Here is a 17,690-nt window from a genome sequence, read left to right on the forward strand (position 1 = left end):
AAAAAAAGGCCAAAGGTAAGTTAAAAACCGTGTACAATGAAGGGGAAAGGTGCTGCAGGTTTGTGGAATAGAAGAAGGTAAGAATCTAATATAAGCGGGACAAAACCAGTGAATGAAAGTAGATATTAATAAGAAATTAATAAGTATTACACCTTATATAGTGGTCGCTTTTTAAGCTTAATTCATTAATTTGCCCGACCTGCCGGCCCCAAGGTCTGCATTATTCATTAAAACGATTGGTTAAAAATGGCAAACGAGGGTTCTGACGGTGAAAGGCGGCGTTACGAGCTGCGGAGGTCCATCCAGGATTATGGCATAGGTGGGATCTGGTTTGGCTTTGGGATCTTTCTGCTGATAGCGCCAAAGATCGGTTTTACTTTGGCTGTCGACCCTTTTTTCCGCTATGCTTTTTCAGGCATCTGGTTGCTCTACGGGGGATGGCGGATCTATCGTGGGTATAAAAAAAATTATTACCGTTGATGCAACTATCGCTCAGGCATATATTCATTAGTAGCAGTAAAGGCGCAATAACAGGATTAGGGCTTATTCTCCTGCTGGGGGGGTGTGGCGACAATGGGAACAAAACTCCCCAGGAAACGCCCAGGTCCGGCAAGCTCACTATCAGCATTGACGAGTCTTTCAAGCCTGTGATCGACTCCCAGATCAAGGTGTTCAACTCCTCCAATCCCGACATAAAGATCGAAGCTAAGTATGAGCCAGAGGCACAGTGTCTGCGGGACCTGACCACCACCGGTACGCGGATGATCATCGTTACCCGGGGGCTCAGCACGGATGAGGAAAAATTCTACCAGGATTCTTTTCATCTCAAGCCCACCTGGATGCCTTTGGCCTATGATGCCATTGCTATTATCGTCAACAATAGCTCGAAGGATTCCGTCTTCGAGATCAAGGACCTCCAGAATATGCTGGATGGGAGCGATACGGTACATCTGCCGGTGATGGATGGCAAGTCAGCAACCAGCACGGTGCGGTATGCCATGGACTCTCTTCTGAAAGGCAGACCGTTGAGCAAGCGGGTGACGGCTGCACGGTCCAGCGAGGAAGTGATCAATTATGTATCGGAGAATCCGCATGCGGTGGGCTTTGTCGGCGTGAACTGGATCGGGGAGGGGGCAGCCAACGACAACCTGTTTATCAAAAAAGTGAAGGTGGCCTCTATCCGGTGTACCAGCTGCCTCGGGCCGACTTATGTTAAGCCTTACCAGGCGAATATTGCCCTTCGGCGCTACCCCTTGGTGCGAAGTTTGTATTACATATTAAAGGAAAATTTTTCCGGGGTGGGGAATAATTTTGCCAATTTCCTACAATATGAAAGGGGCCAGTTGATCTTCAGCAAGGCTTATTTGTGGCCTGCCAAGATGACTTTCTCCGTCCGGGACACTCAGATCAGTAATTAGCAACTAAACAATATATTTATATTTACACACATAAACAGCTAAAGTACATGAAGAATAAGTTCCGATCCATCTTTCTGGTAGTGGCTCTGGCCGGCTTCTGCGGTGGGGCGCTGGCTCAAACGGTAGACCAAGGGAAGAAATTCCTTTATTATCAACGGTATAAGAGTGCAAAAGACGTATTCGATAAGATACTTGCATCCAATCCTAATAATATTGAAGCTATTTACTGGCAGGGACAGACTTTGCTGTCTATGAAGGATTCCGTAGCTGCGGGGGACCTTTACTCTAAGGCATTGCAATCCAATGGCAATGCGCCTTTGCTCCTGGCCGGGATGGGCGAGGTTGAATTGCGTCAGGGTAAGACCACGGATGCCCGCCAGCGGTTTGAGACGGCGATCAGCCTGACCAAGGCCAAGGACATCGACGTGCTGAATGCGGTGGCCAATGCCAATGTCGATACGAGGGCGGGTGATGCCACCTATGCCATCGAAAAGCTGAACATGGCTATCCAGGTGAAGAAGTTCAACAGTGCGGAGACTTATATTCTCTTGGGAGATGCTTACCGCAAGCTGATCGATGGTGGCAACGCTGTTCAAAGCTACCAGAAGGCGCTGACCATCGACCCCAAATATGCCGAAGCCAAATACAAGATCGGCAAGATCTATCTGACGCAGAATAATAAGGAATATTTCCTTCCTGCTTTTGAAGAGGCTGTGCAGCTGGACCCGGCTTATGCGCCGGCTTATTTTGAGATCTTCTATTATTATTACTACCATTGGGATGCTGCCAAAGCAACCGATGCGCTGGATAAGTACATCGCGAACTCCGATCCTGGTCCCGAGGTGGAATACCTGAGGACGGACTTCCTGGTTGCCAGCGGCAAATTCCCGGAAGCCAAGGCGAAGGCGCAGGGGCTGATCACTTCCCTTGGTGACAAGGTTGAACCCCGTATGTACAAGCTCATCGCTTATGTATGTGATACGACGGGTGATGTAGCCTGTGCACAACAAAATATCGCTACTTATTTCCAGAAAGCGGATGCGGCAACGGTCACCGGCGGTGACTTTGCCCTGCAGGCCAGCATCCAGTCGAAGGCGCCGGATTCTGCCGGAAAGGTGGCGGCTATCGAAACCTATAAAAAGGCTATTGCCAAGGATACTTTGCCTGAGAACAAGGCGAAATATCTCGCAAAGGGCCTGGAACTGGCAAAGAAGCTGAACTATAAACAAGGTGTGGCTGACCTGGCTGCCGTACAGTACGCTACCAAGAAAGAGCCCAACCAGACGGATGTCTACAACTGGGGTTTTGCGAACTATTCTGCCGGTAACTATAAAACCGCCGACAGCATTTTTTGCAATATCTATGAGTCGAAATGGCCCAACGAGATCTTCGGTTATCTATGGTGTGCAAAGAGCAAGGTGGCCCAGGATGATTCCCTCAGCAGCCAGGGTATTGCAGTCCAGGCATATGATAAGCTGGCTGCTATGGCGCGCAGCCTCGATTCCACGGCCAAGGCAGCGGGGAGCGCGGATTCCACGAAATATAAAGGACAGGCTGTGAACTCCTACCTGTACCTTGCAGGTTGGTATAACGACGTTAAAAAGGACAAGAATACGGCGATCGCTTACCTGCAGAAGGTGTTGGAAGTCGATCCAACCAATGCGACAGCACCCCGGATCATTCAGATGCTCAGCAAGCCGCCTGCCCGTCAGCAGTCTGCCGGCGGCACCAAGCCCAAAACAGGGGCGAAGTAGCGGGCCTTAATAACAACTGGAAGAAAATTGGCCGGAGGGGTAAGAGCGGTTAAGAATGGGTGGAAAGAGCACGGAAAAAGGTCAAAAGAAGCTGCATACAACGTAAAAAGGATGCCATTATTGGGCTTCCTTCCCCTGAAATTTTTTAAATTTCAGGACATACAGAAAAAAAGTGGTCGCTCCGATTTTTTGCCATTCGGGACGGCCACTTTTTTATATTTTAATTCTCAATAAGTTGGAAATTCGGCCTGCTGGCTTAAATTTGCCTTTGGAGAATCACAGTAATCCTTTAAAAATGGACATCTTTCTTTTACAAGCCAATACCCTTACGAGCGAATCTAATCTAAATAATTCCTTTAGTTATTTTCCAATTGGTGTCCAATTTATCTTCGCGATTGGTTTTGTACTGATGGTGCTGGGCGTCACCCATTTATTGGGTCCCAAGCGTAAGACTGCCGAAAAACTTCAGAATTTCGAGAGTGGTATCGAGGCTGTGGGCAATGCCCGGCAGCCGATGGCCGTTAAATATTTTTTAGTAGCTATCTTATTCGTACTGTTTGATGTGGAAGTGATCTTTTTCTACCCTTATGCGGTCAATTTCAGGCAGCTGGGGTGGGGTGGGTTCACGGAGGTCTTATTGTTTGTCGTCTTTTTCCTGGCAGGGTTTTTTTATGTGATCAAGAAGGGAGCGCTGACCTGGGAAGATTAAGCGTACGAATTATGATTTAGTTAAAATATTAAGATTATGGCACGTCCGGTAAGGTTCAATGTACATCCCATCAAGGCTGACATCAATGAGAATGTCAGTATCGTCGATATGCCCCAGGGATATTCCGGCGAGGGCTTTTTCACGACCAAGCTCAGTAGCGTGGTAGGTCTGGCCCGGAAGAATTCCCTCTGGCCCATGCCTTTCGCCACCTCCTGCTGCGGCATCGAATTCATGGCTACCATGGCTTCCCACTACGATCTGGCCCGCTTTGGTGCGGAGAGGCTGGGTTTTTCGCCCCGTCAGTGTGACCTGTTGATGGTGATGGGAACGATCGCCAAGAAAATGGGTCCTATCGTGAAGCAGGTGTACCTGCAGATGGCGGAGCCCCGTTGGGTCATGGCGGTAGGCGCCTGTGCTTCCAGTGGCGGGATCTTCGATACCTATTCCGTATTGCAGGGGATCGACCAGGTGGTGCCGGTGGACGTTTATGTACCGGGGTGCCCACCCCGGCCGGAAGCTATCCTGGATGGATTTATGCGTATCCAGGACCTGGTGGGGGCAGAGAGTGTCCGCCGGCGGAACAGCGACGAGTATAAAAATCTTTTACAGAGTTACGGAATTCAATAGCGACATGGCATTAACCAACGAGACAATCAAAGAGCGGTTGAAGGCGAAATTCGGGGACGAGTTATCGAATTTCGAGGAGCCTTATGGTCTTCTCACCTTCGAAGCTCCGAAAGACCTCAATTTAAAAATAATGCAATTCCTTTTCGACGACGAGGAGTTGCGTTTTCAGTTTTTGACGGACCTGACTGCGGTGCATTATCCGGGGCAGGCCGGCCGGGAGCTGGCGGTGGTCTATCACCTGCATAACCTGACGGATAATATCCGTTTGCGAATGAAGGTATTTGCGCCGATCGCGCAGCCGGATGTATTTACGGCCACGCAGCTTTATTCTTCCGCGAACTGGATGGAGCGGGAGACTTTTGACTTTTATGGGGTCAATTTTGTCGGTCACCCGAACCTCAAGCGCATCCTCAACGTGGATGAGATGACGTATTTCCCTATGCGGAAGGAGTTTCCGCTGGAAGATCAGACGAGGATCGATAAGGATGATGCGATGTTTGGGCGGGGTCCGGGAGGGATCGTTTCGCCTGTGGATGCGAAGGTGCGTACGTCTGTCGCCGGGCAGGCAGGGCCTTTGAATACGGCTGATCCCGGAGGGGCGACGAGCGACCAGCGTTGAGTGGAAAGCTGCAAGCTGCAAGCTACAAGCTGCAAGTGGGAGGGAATAGGTGTGAGAGGGATTGTTTAGGTGTGATAAATGGGTCTAGGCCCTGAAAATATACAATATGAGTGTCGATCAACATATAAAGTTACCGGAAGGGAGCATCGAGAAAACGACCACTACGCTGAACCTGGGGCCTACGCACCCTGCTACGCATGGGGTTTTCCAGAATATCCTGGAGCTGGACGGGGAGCGGATCGTCTCTGCGGAACAGACGGTGGGCTATATTCACCGGGCTTTTGAGAAGCTGGCGGAGCGCCGGCCATTGTACCAGATCACGACGCTGACGGACCGGCTGAACTACTGTAGCAGTCCTATCAATAATATGGGATGGCATATCACCTGCGAGAAGCTGCTGGGAGTGAAGACGCCCAAGCGGGTGGATTATCTCCGTGTCATCATCATGGAGCTGTCCCGGATCTCCGATCACTTGATCTGTAATTCGGTGGTGGGAGTGGATTCCGGCGCTTTCACGGGATTCCTGTATGTGATGCAATACCGCGAGCTGATCTATGAGATCTATGAGGAAGTGTGCGGATCGCGTCTGACGACGAATATGGGCCGGATCGGGGGGTTTGAACGCAACTTTACCAATGCGGCTTTCGAGAAGTTAGAGAAATTCCTTGCTGAATATCCTGGTGTGCTGCGGGAGTTCGAGAATATGTTCACCCGGAACCGCATCTTTATGGAGCGGACGATCGGGGCGGGACCTATCAGCGCAGAAAGGGCTTTGAATTATGGGTTTACCGGTCCGAATCTTCGGGCTGCGGGAGTAGACTATGACGTGCGGGTGCATACTCCTTATTCCAGCTATGAGGATTTCCAGTTCGATATACCTGTGGGCAACACGGGTGATTGTTATGACCGGTTCCTGGTGCGTAACGGCGAGATGTGGCAGTCATTGAAGATCATCGAAGATGCGTACCGTAAGGTGAAGGAGTTCAAGGGTACGGACGCGGATGTATATCATGCGGATGCACCGGCTTATTACCTGCCTGAAAAGAAAGATGTTTATACGAAGATGGAGGCGCTGATCTGGCATTTCAAGATCGTGATGGGGGAGACGGAGATCCCTCCGGGTGAGGTGTACCAGTCAGTGGAAGGAGGGAATGGAGAAGTAGGCTATTACCTTATCAGTGATGGGGGGCGTACGCCGTACAGGTTGCATTTCCGCCGGCCTTGTTTTATTTATTATCAGGCTTATTCGGAGTTGACGAAGGGGAGTATGTTGAGTGATGCGATCATTACGATGTCAAGCCTCAACCTCATTGCCGGAGAAATGGATGCCTAGGACGGCGCACAGCGCCGATGATAGAAGAGATACCCTTGAACGGAGCGTCGCAACGGATGGTGAGGAGAGAAAAAATGCTGATAACAAGAAGATTACTTTTAGGTTTATGATAAAATTTTCAGACGAGAAGTTAAAGAAGGTGGACGAGATCGTCGCCAGATACCCCCAGGGAAAGCAGAAGAGCGCCTTGTTGCCTGTGCTGCACCTGGCGCAGGAAGAGTTTGGGGGATGGCTCAGCGCTGAAACGATGGACTATGTCGCCTCGCTGCTGAAGCTGGAGCCGATCGAAGTGTATGAGGTGGCGACCTTCTATTCCATGTATAACCTGAAGCCGGTGGGCAGATATATGTTCGAAGTTTGCCAGACGGGACCTTGCATGTTGCGGGGGAGTGACCAGATCATCGATTATATCAAGCAGAAATTAAATATAGGTGTGGGTGAGACGACGGCGGATGGGCTTTTTACGCTGAAGACGGTGGAATGCCTGGGGGCGTGTGGATATGCGCCGATGATGCAGCTGGGCAAGCATTTCCGGGAGCATCTGACGCCGGAAAAAGTGGATGCCATTATCGATGAGTGCCGGAAGAATGCGGCAGCGAATAATTGAGGCGGCGGAGCTGAATAAGGATGTAAACCTGTCAATATGAATAAGCGCCGAAATTACAGGATACTATGGTGGACCCTGATATTGGGATCACTGGTCCTGGACCTGATCAGGGGCAGGATGGAGCCGGGTGCGGCCAGGGAGATCGTGAGATATATTGGAGTTGTAATGCTCGCCGTGGCTGTAGTACAATTGGTGGTTGTTCGGGCGAAGCCGAAAGTTTTGAAGGACGGAGAGCAGCAGTAAATAAACAAGAGTTGAGTTAAACGCTATATAGCATGGGTAGAAAATTATTATTGGAAAAGGCACATGTCGAAGGCATTCGCGGATACGATGTATACCGTCGTGAAGGCGGCTACCGCAGTGTCGAGAAGGCTTTGAAAACAATGACGCCGGACCAGGTGACGGAAGAGGTGAAGAAGAGCGGCTTGCGGGGTCGTGGCGGTGCGGGTTTCCCTACGGGTATGAAGTGGAGCTTTCTGGCCAAGCCGGAAGGCGTGCCCCGTTACCTGGTGTGCAATGCGGATGAGTCGGAGCCGGGGACCTTTAAGGACCGGTATCTGATGGAGTTCCTGCCGCACCTGCTGATCGAGGGGTTGATCGTCAGTTCCTATGCACTGGGGAGCAAGAGCACCTATATCTATATCCGTGGTGAATATGCGTGGATCCCGGATATCCTGGAGCAGGCTATTGAAGAGGCGCGGGCTAATAACTTTTTAGGTAAGAATATACTGGGCACGGGCTTCGACTGTGAGATCTATGTGCATCGCGGTGCGGGCGCTTATATCTGCGGTGAAGAGACGGCGCTGATCGAATCGCTGGAAGGCAAGCGGGGTAATCCCCGGATCAAGCCTCCTTTCCCTGCTGTAAAGGGGGTATGGGATTGCCCGACGGTGGTGAACAATGTGGAGACGCTGGCGGCTGTCGTTCCCATCATCAATGAAGGGGGCGAAGCTTATTCTAAAATAGGTGTGGGCAAGTCGACGGGTACGAAGCTGTTGTCTGCCTGCGGCAATATCAATAAGCCGGGGGTGTATGAGATCGATATGACCATCTCCGTGGAAGAATTCATCTTCTCTGACGAATATTGCGGTGGCATTCCCAACGGTAAGCGGCTGAAGGCCTGTATACCGGGCGGTTCTTCCGTGCCTATCCTGCCAGCGAACCTGCTGTTGAAGACGGCGAAAGGTGAGACGCGGATGATGAACTACGAGAGCCTGGCGGATGGCGGCTTCCCGAAAGGGTCGATGATGGGCAGCGGAGGTTTTATCGTGCTGGACGAGGATCAGTGCGTGGTGCGCAATACGCTGACGCTGGCGAGGTTCTATCGTCACGAGAGCTGCGGGCAGTGTTCGCCTTGCCGTGAGGGTACGGGTTGGATGGAGAAGATCTTAAAGAACATTGAGTACGGCAAAGGTAAATCAAGCGATATCGATCTGCTCTGGGATATCCAGCGTAAGATCGAGGGGAATACGATCTGTCCTTTGGGGGATGCGGCGGCGTGGCCGGTGGCGGCGGCGATCCGGCATTTCCGGGATGAATTTGAGTGGCATGTGAAGAACCCGGTGGAGTCGCAGCATAGGAATTTCGGACTGGCGCACTACGCGGATCCTCTTGAAGTCGTGCCTGCCTGACGGCAGGCCGGGAACGGACTATTTATTAAATAAAAGATTATGGCTGACGAAAAGAAGCTATTTAAGGTTACGATCGACAATATCACCATCGAGGTGGAGCCGGGGACTTCTATCCTGCAGGCGGCCCGGAGGATCGGCGGCGATGTGGCGCCTCCTGCTATGTGCTATTACACCAAGTTAAAGGGTAGCGGCGGTAAGTGCCGTACCTGCCTGGTGGAAGTGGCGGCGGGGTCTACGGCTGATCCGCGCCCGATGCCGAAGCTGGTGGCCAGCTGCCGGACGAATGTCATGGACGGCATGGTGGTGAAAAATATCACCAGCGAGAAGGTGATCGATGCGCGGAATGGGGTGGTGGAGATGTTGCTGATCAATCATCCGCTGGACTGTCCCATCTGTGATCAGGCGGGGGAGTGCCATCTGCAGGACCTGAGCTATGAGCATGGGAAGGAGGGCACCCGTTATGAGTTCGAGCGCAGGACTTTTAAGAAGCATGATCTCGGTCCGTATATCCAACTGCACATGACACGTTGTATCCTTTGTTACCGCTGTGTCTTCACGGCGGATCAGTTGACGGAGAAAAGGGTGCATGGGGTACTGGACAGGGGAGACCATTCGGAGATCGCTACCTATATCGAGAAGTCATTGGAGAATGATTTTATCGGCAATATCATCGACGTGTGCCCTGTAGGCGCCCTGACGGATAAGACGTTCAGGTTCAAGAACCGCGTTTGGTTCCTTAAGCCCGTGGATGCACATCGCAACTGCAATCACCCGAAATGTAACGGGAAGGCAACTTTATGGTACCGGGGGGATGAGGTGTTCCGTGTGACGGCCCGTAAGGACCAATGGGGTGAAGTGGAGGATTGGATCTGCAACGAGTGCCGGTTTGAGAAAAAGAAGACGTCGGATTGGGAGATCGAAGGACCTACAAAGGTGAACAGGCATTCTGTCATTTCGCAGGGGCATTATGTAGGGACGGTGCGGCCGCAGGAAGTGGTGTATGATGTGATGGGAGGAAGGGCGCCGAAGCTGCTGATGGATATTCATAATGTCAGTGAGGTGAACCGGCCGGAGATCGATCTGTCCAAGCTGGAAAGGCCGGCGCATTCGACGGATTTTAGTCCGCATGAAGAAAGATAAGAGAGGTAATTTTTAATAATTAGCAGGCATGTATTCAACGTTACTAAGTATCAATTTCGATTGGCTTTTATTGATCGAGAAGGCTGTGCTGATCGCCATTATCATCAGCGTTTCGCTGCTGGTGGCCATGTATGAGACCTGGGGCGAGCGGAAGGTGGCGGCCTTTATGCAGGACCGTCGCGGACCGAACCGGGCGGGACCCGGAGGTTTGTTCCAGCCGCTGGCGGACGGGTTGAAGCTCTTTGCAAAGGAAGAGATCATTCCCAACAGCTCTAACCGGTTCTTGTTCGTGCTGGGTCCGGGCCTGGCCATGCTGACGGCGATGATGACCAGTGCGGTGGTGCCGTGGGGCAGTCATTTTGATCTTTTCGGCCGCCATATCTCGCTGCAGATAGCGGACATCAATATCGGCATCCTATACATCTTCGGCGTCGTGAGCATGGGCGTTTATGGCATCATGATCGGCGGCTGGGCTTCCAATAACAAATTTTCTCTGCTGGCGGCTATCCGCGGTGCATCGCAGATCATTTCCTACGAGCTGGCGATGGGCATTTCCATCATAGCCCTGCTGATGATCACGGGATCGCTGAGCCTGAAGACGATCGTGGAGCAGCAACAGACCGGTCATTATTATGTGTTGCTGCAGCCTTTAGGCTTTCTCATCTTCCTCATCTGCGCCTTTGCGGAGTGTAACCGTACGCCTTTCGACCTCTCAGAGGCGGAGAATGAGCTGAACTTCGGTTATCACCAGGAGTATTCATCCATGAAACTGGGCTTTTATCTTTTTGCGGAATATGTCAACATGTTCATCAGCAGTGCGGTGATGGCGACGTTGTATTGGGGCGGGTATGACGTGCCTTTCCTGAATGACGCGACGTTCGGACAGGCGCACGGGCAGAACCTGCTGGCGACGCTGCAGGTGGTGAGCCTGTTTGTGAAGATCGTGGCCTTTATCTTCTTCTTTATGTGGGTGCGGTGGACGATACCGCGTTTCCGTTATGACCAGCTGATGAAGTTGGGGTGGAAGGTATTGATCCCGCTGGCTTTGTTCAATATGCTGGTGACGGGATTTTTAGTGTTGTTGAAGCAGAATCACTGGCATTTCTAGTTGATTGAGAGATTTGGTAAGTTGAATCGATAAAAATACATTTGCGCAATTATGCAACCATTAACAAGCAGAGCAAGGGCGGTAGAACGTAAGCCGATGACCATGTGGGAGAGGATGTACCTGCCTGCCATTGCGAAGGGGATGTCCATCACTTTTAGTCACATGTTCAAGAAGAAGCCTACGGTGAACTATCCGGAGAAGACCAGGCCCTTCAGCCCCGTTTTTCGCGGGCTGCATGTATTGAACCGTGACGAGCAGGGCAGGGAGCGTTGTACGGCCTGCGGACTTTGCGCCGTGGCGTGTCCGGCGGAGGCTATCACCATGGAAGGGGCCGAGCGGCTGCCGGGTGAAGAGAACCTGTACCGTGAGGAGAAGTATGCGGCGAAGTATGAGATCAATATGCTGCGCTGTATCTTTTGTGGACTTTGTGAGGAGGCCTGCCCGAAGGATGCTATCTATCTTTCTGAAACGTTTGCGCCGGCTAACTATACGAGGAAGGGTTTTATTTATGGGAAGGAGGAGCTGCTGATACCCAACCCGGTGACGGAGCCGGAGGAGTTTGCGAAGGCACAAGGCGGGAGGGTGAAACAATAAGAGTAAGAGCACAAATTCATCAAGATAGAAAAATTTAACTGTACTGCGCAATGGGTATTACGCAAATTCTGTTCTGGGTCTTAAGCATACTGGCGCTGCTGAGCGCCATATTGGTGGTGATAAGTAAGAATCCTGTACACAGCGTGTTGTGGCTTATTGCCGTATTTATTGCTATTTCCGGTCATTATATATTATTGAATGCCCAGTTCCTGGCCATTGTGAACCTGATCGTCTATGCAGGCGCCATCATGGTCCTGTTCCTTTTTGTGTTCATGCTGATGAACCTGAACTCGGACACGGAGCCGCAGAAGAACAAGTGGCTGAAGATCGCGGGCGTCGTGGCGGGCGGTTCGTTGCTGCTGGTGCTGGTGGCGGCGTTGAAGCAGGCGGATATGAAGGGGCAGCTGGCGGAGATGAACAAGGGGGATATCGGGTTGATCAAGAACCTGGGGATGGTGCTGTTCCAGGATTATGTCGTGCCTTTCGAGATCAGCAGCGTGCTGTTCCTGAGCGCCATGGTGGGAGTGGTGGTGATAGGGAAGAAGGATTAGCTTTGAGCTGCGAGCTGTGAGCCGTGAGCTGCAAGCTTCAAGCTGCAAGCTGCAAGCGGGGAGTTTGGAGGTGTGAGAGGGATTAATTGGTGTTTAAAGTAGTTATTTAAAATAAAAGGATTATTTAAGCCTGGCTTGTAGCTTGCAGCTCGCAGCTTGTGGCTGCCAGTTTGAGCGAAGCGAAAACTAGTACCATGCCGATCAATTATTACATATTTCTTGCGTTGGCCCTCTTTTGTATCGGGGTGGCCGGGGTGCTTACCCGTCGCAATGCGATCATCATTTTCATGTGTATCGAGCTCATGTTGAATGCCGTCAACCTGCTGCTGGTGGCTTTCTCGAAGATGCACCAGCATGCGCTGGCCGTCACCAATCCCAATGCGGGGATCGACGGGCAGCTGTTCGTGTTCTTTATCATGGTGGTGGCTGCCGCGGAAGTGAGCGTTGGACTGGCCATTATCGTGATGATGTATCGAAATACCCATTCGATAGATGTGAATTTCTTAAATCGACTGAAACATTGATATGATAAATTTAGTTTGGTTGGTCCCGGTGCTGCCGCTGGCAGGATTTCTGATCAACGGTCTTTTCCGCAACAGCTTGTCAAAAGGGATGACCGGGGTTGTCGGTTGTGGCGTTCTTCTTGGTTCCTTCATCCTGAGCCTGCTGATCTTCGGGCAGGTACGCCAGGAGGGTTTTGAGGCGGTGACGGTGACGCTGTTCGATTTTATCAGTGTAGACAAGCTGCATATCCCTTTCGCTTTCCAGGTGGACCAGCTGTCGGTGTTGTTCTCATTGATCATTACGGGAGTAGGGTTTCTCATTCATTTATACTCCACGTCCTATATGCATGAGGAGGAGGCTCCACATTTCGCCCGGTATTTCTCTTATCTGAACTTATTCGTTTTCTCCATGCTCCTGCTGGTGCTGGGCGCCAACTTCGTCATTCTCTTCATTGGATGGGAGGGGGTGGGGCTTTGTTCTTACCTGCTTATAGGCTATTGGTTTAAGAATATTGAGTATGGAAATGCGGCGAAGAAAGCCTTCATCATGAACAGGATCGGTGACCTGGGATTCCTCATTGCCATATTCTGGATGATCAACCAGTTCGGGTCTGTGACGTTCACGGAGGTGTTTGGCAGTGCCAAGGGCGCTTCGGTAGGGGTGATGACCGGCATTACGTTGTTGCTTTTTGTAGGCGCCACGGGTAAGTCGGCGCAGATACCATTATATACCTGGCTGCCGGACGCCATGGCGGGTCCTACGCCTGTGTCGGCCCTGATCCATGCGGCGACGATGGTGACGGCGGGGATCTATATGATCGCCCGGAGCCATGTGCTGTATTCGCTGGCGCCTGTTACGCAGACGGTGGTGGCGGTGATCGGTCTGGCGACGGCGTTGTTTGCCGCGACCATTGCGCTGAAACAAAACGATATCAAGAAAGTGCTGGCCTACTCTACGGTGAGCCAGCTGGGCTATATGTTCCTGGGCCTGGGCGTAGGCGCCTATACGGGCGCGGTATTCCATGTCATGACGCACGCCTTTTTCAAGGCCCTGTTGTTCCTGGGCGCCGGCTCCGTCATTCATGCCATGGGCGGGGAGCAGGATATCCGTAAGATGGGCGGCCTGCGCAAGGCGTTGCCAGTGACCAGCCTTACCTTCCTCATCGGCTGTGTTGCCATCGCGGGTATCCCACCTTTCTCGGGATTTTTCTCCAAAGATGAGATCTTAGCGGCGGCTTATGCCAAGAGCCCGGTGTATTATAGCATCGGTCTTTTTACGGCTATGCTGACGGCTTTTTATATGTTCCGGCTTTTTGCCACTACGTTCAGCGGCCAATTCCGCGGAACGCATGACCAGGAGCATCATTTGCACGAGAGCCCTTCGTCCATGACGATCCCATTGATCGTGCTGGCTATACTGGCGGCAGTGGCGGGCTTTCTGGGCATCCCCGAGGCGCTGATGCCGCATGCGCACGTGTTGGAGCATTTCCTGTCGCCTGTGCTGGCGGAGGGTGGTTCCGAGGCGCATGGTGCTGTTGAGATCAGCCGGGGAACGGAACTGGGCCTGATGGGGCTGTCGGCTGGGCTGGCATTGGTGGTTTCGTTGTGGGCCTGGAGCAAATTCAAAAGCAAGCCGGAAGTGGGAGAGCCTGCCGGTTTTGGCAAGGTGCTGGCCAATAAATGGTATGTGGATGAGCTGTACAGGGCCATTATCATCCGGCCGATGAATGTATTGGGCAAGTTCTTTGTCTGGCTGGAAAAATGGGTCATCGACGGGGCTGTCAATGGAACGGGGAGGCTCGTACAATATGGCGGCAGGCAATTGCGGTTGCTGCAGAGCGGGCAGGTAGGCGGGTATGTGCTGCTGATGGTGATCGGCATCCTGGCCTTGTTCCTGGTGGAGTTATTCGTTAAGAAATAAGAAACTGAAGTTATATTATGATCCCTGTTTTACTAATAGCGATTCCTTTAGCAGGCGGATTGGCGGGTTTTTTCTTTAAAAATTCGCAAAGCGCCAGGGGATGGAGCCTTTTTGTATCCCTGCTCGCCCTGGTGGTCTCGCTGTGGGGACTATCGGTGGGCGCCAAGAGCCCCTTACTCAATGCCGACGTGGAATGGCTGCCGGGCCTTGGCAGCCGCTTTGCCGTGGGGCTGGATGGCATGGGGCAGATCCTCTGCCTGCTGACCGCCGTCAGTTTCCCGGTGATCTTCATCGCCACCTGGCGGAACGAGTATCGCAAGGGCTGGAATTTCTATGCGCTGATGCTCTTGTCGCAGGCGGGCCTGATGGGCGTTTTCCTGGCGATGGATGCCCTCCTGTTCTATTTCTTCTGGGAACTGGCGCTGATACCCGTTTATTTCCTTTGCAGCCAATGGGGCGGGGAAAAGAGGATCCAGGCTACTTTCAAGTTCTTTATCTATACGTTTGTGGGGTCCTTGCTGATGCTGATCGCCATCATCTGGCTGTATAGTCATACGCCGGACCATAGCTTCTCCATCAAGAGCTTCTATGAACTGCGCAACCATATCGGAGGCGGGGAGCAGCTGTGGCTTTTCTGGCTCTTCTTTATCGCTTTTGCCATCAAGATGCCTATCTGGCCTCTGCATACCTGGCAGCCGGATGCGTATGAGCAATCGCCTACGGCCACTACGATGGTGCTGAGCGGCATCATGGTGAAAATGGGGCTTTTCGGGGTTATCCGCTGGCTGGCGCCTGTGCTGCCCGTGGGCACCTGGGCCTGGGGTGATACGGCTTCGGCCTTGTGTATCATCGGCATGATCTACGCTTCCCTGGTGGCTATCCAGCAGGACGACCTGAAACGCCTGGTGGCTTACAGTTCCATCGCCCATATCGGGTTGATGTGCCTGGCGATCTTTGCCACGACGGCCAGTGGTATGCAGGGCGTGATGATCCAGATGTTCAACCACGGGATCAATATCATCGGCCTGTGGATCGTCATCGACCTGATCGAGCGCCAGATGGGGACCCGGAAGATGTCCGAGCTGGGTGGACTGGCGCAGAAAGCGCCGGCCCTGGCCATATTGCTGGTGATCGTGGCGCTGGCCAATGTGGCGCTGCCGCTGACCAATGCCTTTGTAGGGGAGTTCCTGCTTTTCAGCGGCGTGTTCAGCTCGAAAGCTACGCAATACAATGTCGTCTTCACGGTGGTGGCGGGGATCAGCATCATCCTGTCAGCCGTTTATACGCTGAATATGATACAGCGGGTGTTCTTTGGGAATACCAATGCGCTGACGGAAAAGGCAAAGGATATCAAGTTGAATGAGAAGGTCGTCCTGGCGGCGATCGTGGTGCTGATCGTCGTGATCGGGGTGTATCCGAAGCCGATGCTCAGTCTGACGAAGGATACGGTGGACATGATCATTACTAAGATGAATTACAAGCTATGAGCGACCAGCTTCAAGCTGCAAGCTTCAAGCTACAAGTGGATGGGTTAGGTGATTTGAGGTTTAGGGTTGACTGAAAGTATATTGGAAAGCAGATATAAGGATTAATTAAGTAATTGATAATTAAAAAGACCGGCTTGCAGCTTGTAGCCTGCAGCTTGTAGCTAAAAACATGAATGCAATTATTATATCGGCACTTTGGGGGATCATCATGATGTTCAGCGGGATCGTCACGAGTAAGGGGTCGGCGCTCCGGAATGCCGCGGTCCTGGGTCTCTTATTGCTGCTGACGGGCAATTACCTGGACCTGATCGGCTATCACTTTTTTCCTGTCGACGTGCATAAGATGCTGTTCTTCGACAGCTTTGGTTTGTTGGCCAATACGATCATTTTCGGCGCCACGCTGATCTATGTGCTGCTGTCGGGCAGGGAGATCGAAAATATTGCGGCACGCATGCCTGTGGCGGAATGTTTTGCACTGATCTTCTTCGTGCTGTGCGGGGTGAGCCTGGTGACGACGTTCAATACCCTGCTGATGCTGTTCATCGGTATCGAGATCATTTCCATCCCTTTGTATATCCTTACGGGCAGCGATAAGCGGAACCTGAAAAGCAATGAGGCGGCCCTGAAATATTTCCTGATGGGATCTTTTTCAACGGGGCTGATGTTGCTGGGGATCGCCTTGTTGTATGGCGCCAGCGCCACGGGCACCTTCTCAATCGATGACCTGGGGGTAGGGAAGGCCAATTTATCCGCCCTGTACATCTCCGGACTGTTGCTGCTGCTGGTAGCGATGGGTTTCAAGGTCTCTGCGGCACCCTTCCATTTCTGGACGCCGGACGTGTATGACGGCGCGCCGACGGTGTTTACGTCATTTATGGCGACGATCGTGAAGGCGGGGATCTTTATCGGATTTATCAGGCTGTTCGATGAGACGTTCAGCGACAGCCAGGCCCGGTGGCAGCTGTTCGTGGCGATCATCACGGCCGTGACGTTATTCATCGGCAATATCACGGCGGTGTTCCAGCAGAGCGTCAAGCGGATGCTGGCATATTCCTCCATTGCGCAGGCGGGCTTTATGCTGCTGGCTTTGCTTTCCATCAATGGGCTGGCAAAGGAGGGCATATTGCTGTATGCGGCGGCTTATAGCCTGGCGACCATCGGGATCTTTGCGGTGCTGATCAAGATGAAGGATTATACATTTGAAGGTTTTAATGGGCTGGCCAAGCATCATCCTGTGCTGGCGGCTACCTGTACGATATTTCTTCTTTCGCTGGCAGGGATCCCTCTGACGGCGGGTTTCTTCGCTAAATATTATATGCTGGCAGCAGTCATCGAGACGGGCCATTTCCTCTGGCTCGTGATCTTTGCGGTGCTTTGTGCGGCGGTGAGCGTGTACTACTATTTCCGGGTGATCCAGGCGATGTATTTCAAGGACGGGGATGCGCAGGCGTTGGAGCTGCGGCCCGGGTTCAAGGGGTTGCTGGTGGTGGTGGCGGCGCTGATCCTCCTGCTGGGGGTGTTTCCGCAGGTGGTGCTGGACAGGCTGCATGGGTTGGTTTATACGTGGTAGGTTTTCTTAGATTTTTATTTGCTTTATGGTTTAGTTGCTTTATGGGTTAGTTGCTTTGCCGGCAGCTATAGGCCCTTCTGCGCTGTACTTTCGGTACCTCTGGGCATTTGTTCCCTGT

18 protein-coding genes are annotated in these 17,690 nt (G+C 52.2%); all 18 read left to right on the forward strand.

Annotated elements, in window-relative coordinates:
• Window positions 1–246: 246 nt before the first annotated feature.
• The 18 genes from Q4E93_RS21635 (at window position 247) to Q4E93_RS21720 (ending at window position 17,572) form a co-directional block, all read left to right on the forward strand.
• On the forward strand, window positions 247–480 hold the full coding sequence (locus Q4E93_RS21635; RefSeq protein ID WP_303588805.1) for a hypothetical protein: 234 nt from the start codon (window positions 247–249) through the stop codon (window positions 478–480).
• On the forward strand, window positions 480–1,418 hold the full coding sequence (locus Q4E93_RS21640) for a PstS family phosphate ABC transporter substrate-binding protein (protein ID WP_303588807.1): 939 nt from the start codon (window positions 480–482) through the stop codon (window positions 1,416–1,418). Before Q4E93_RS21635 ends, Q4E93_RS21640 begins: the two co-directional genes overlap by 1 nt.
• A gap of 47 nt (window positions 1,419–1,465) precedes the next feature.
• Window positions 1,466–3,172: a tetratricopeptide repeat protein gene (locus Q4E93_RS21645; protein ID WP_303588809.1), complete on the forward strand. Its 1,707-nt coding sequence runs from the start codon at window positions 1,466–1,468 to the stop codon at window positions 3,170–3,172.
• Window positions 3,173–3,467: 295 nt separating this feature from the next.
• Window positions 3,468–3,881 carry an NADH-quinone oxidoreductase subunit A gene (locus Q4E93_RS21650; protein ID WP_303588811.1) on the forward strand — a complete coding sequence of 138 codons (414 nt, stop codon included), beginning with the start codon at window positions 3,468–3,470 and terminating at the stop codon, window positions 3,879–3,881.
• Between the two features lie 36 nt (window positions 3,882–3,917).
• Window positions 3,918–4,508: an NADH-quinone oxidoreductase subunit B gene (locus tag Q4E93_RS21655; protein ID WP_303588813.1), complete on the forward strand. Its 591-nt coding sequence runs from the start codon at window positions 3,918–3,920 to the stop codon at window positions 4,506–4,508.
• A gap of 4 nt (window positions 4,509–4,512) precedes the next feature.
• On the forward strand, window positions 4,513–5,127 hold the full coding sequence (locus Q4E93_RS21660; protein WP_303588815.1) for an NADH-quinone oxidoreductase subunit C: 615 nt from the start codon (window positions 4,513–4,515) through the stop codon (window positions 5,125–5,127).
• 106 nt (window positions 5,128–5,233) lie between these two features.
• A complete protein-coding gene (locus Q4E93_RS21665) occupies window positions 5,234–6,460 on the forward strand; it encodes an NADH-quinone oxidoreductase subunit D (RefSeq protein ID WP_303588816.1) in 1,227 nt (408 codons plus the stop codon).
• Window positions 6,461–6,566: 106 nt separating this feature from the next.
• Entirely contained in the window at window positions 6,567–7,067 is a 501-nt protein-coding gene (locus Q4E93_RS21670) for an NADH-quinone oxidoreductase subunit NuoE family protein (protein ID WP_303588818.1), read from the forward strand.
• A 36-nt stretch (window positions 7,068–7,103) separates the two neighbouring features.
• Window positions 7,104–7,310 (forward strand): hypothetical protein, encoded by a 207-nt coding sequence (locus tag Q4E93_RS21675; RefSeq protein ID WP_303588820.1) that lies wholly within the window; start codon window positions 7,104–7,106, stop codon window positions 7,308–7,310.
• Window positions 7,311–7,342: 32 nt separating this feature from the next.
• Window positions 7,343–8,698, forward strand: coding sequence for an NADH-quinone oxidoreductase subunit NuoF (nuoF, locus tag Q4E93_RS21680; RefSeq protein WP_303588821.1), 1,356 nt, complete (start codon window positions 7,343–7,345; stop codon window positions 8,696–8,698).
• Between the two features lie 39 nt (window positions 8,699–8,737).
• Window positions 8,738–9,838: an NADH-quinone oxidoreductase subunit G gene (locus Q4E93_RS21685; RefSeq protein WP_303588823.1), complete on the forward strand. Its 1,101-nt coding sequence runs from the start codon at window positions 8,738–8,740 to the stop codon at window positions 9,836–9,838.
• Window positions 9,839–9,866: 28 nt separating this feature from the next.
• Window positions 9,867–10,946, forward strand: coding sequence for an NADH-quinone oxidoreductase subunit NuoH (gene nuoH / locus Q4E93_RS21690; RefSeq protein WP_303588825.1), 1,080 nt, complete (start codon window positions 9,867–9,869; stop codon window positions 10,944–10,946).
• 51 nt (window positions 10,947–10,997) lie between these two features.
• Entirely contained in the window at window positions 10,998–11,540 is a 543-nt protein-coding gene (gene nuoI, locus Q4E93_RS21695; protein ID WP_303588827.1) for an NADH-quinone oxidoreductase subunit NuoI, read from the forward strand.
• A 50-nt stretch (window positions 11,541–11,590) separates the two neighbouring features.
• The gene (locus Q4E93_RS21700) at window positions 11,591–12,091 is read left to right on the forward strand and encodes an NADH-quinone oxidoreductase subunit J family protein (RefSeq protein WP_303588829.1); all 501 of its coding nucleotides are present in this window, start codon (window positions 11,591–11,593) and stop codon (window positions 12,089–12,091) included.
• A 194-nt stretch (window positions 12,092–12,285) separates the two neighbouring features.
• Window positions 12,286–12,615, forward strand: a complete 330-nt coding sequence (gene nuoK, locus Q4E93_RS21705) for an NADH-quinone oxidoreductase subunit NuoK (RefSeq protein WP_303588831.1) — start codon at window positions 12,286–12,288, stop codon at window positions 12,613–12,615.
• A gap of 1 nt (window position 12,616) precedes the next feature.
• Entirely contained in the window at window positions 12,617–14,515 is a 1,899-nt protein-coding gene (gene nuoL, locus Q4E93_RS21710; RefSeq protein ID WP_303588832.1) for an NADH-quinone oxidoreductase subunit L, read from the forward strand.
• Between the two features lie 17 nt (window positions 14,516–14,532).
• Window positions 14,533–16,002 carry a complex I subunit 4 family protein gene (locus Q4E93_RS21715; protein WP_303588834.1) on the forward strand — a complete coding sequence of 490 codons (1,470 nt, stop codon included), beginning with the start codon at window positions 14,533–14,535 and terminating at the stop codon, window positions 16,000–16,002.
• A 169-nt stretch (window positions 16,003–16,171) separates the two neighbouring features.
• Window positions 16,172–17,572 carry an NADH-quinone oxidoreductase subunit N gene (locus Q4E93_RS21720; RefSeq protein WP_303588835.1) on the forward strand — a complete coding sequence of 467 codons (1,401 nt, stop codon included), beginning with the start codon at window positions 16,172–16,174 and terminating at the stop codon, window positions 17,570–17,572.
• Window positions 17,573–17,690 lie beyond the last annotated feature (118 nt).

Source organism: Flavitalea plasmicola (assembly GCF_030546645.1).
Lineage (GTDB): Bacteria > Bacteroidota > Bacteroidia > Chitinophagales > Chitinophagaceae > Puia.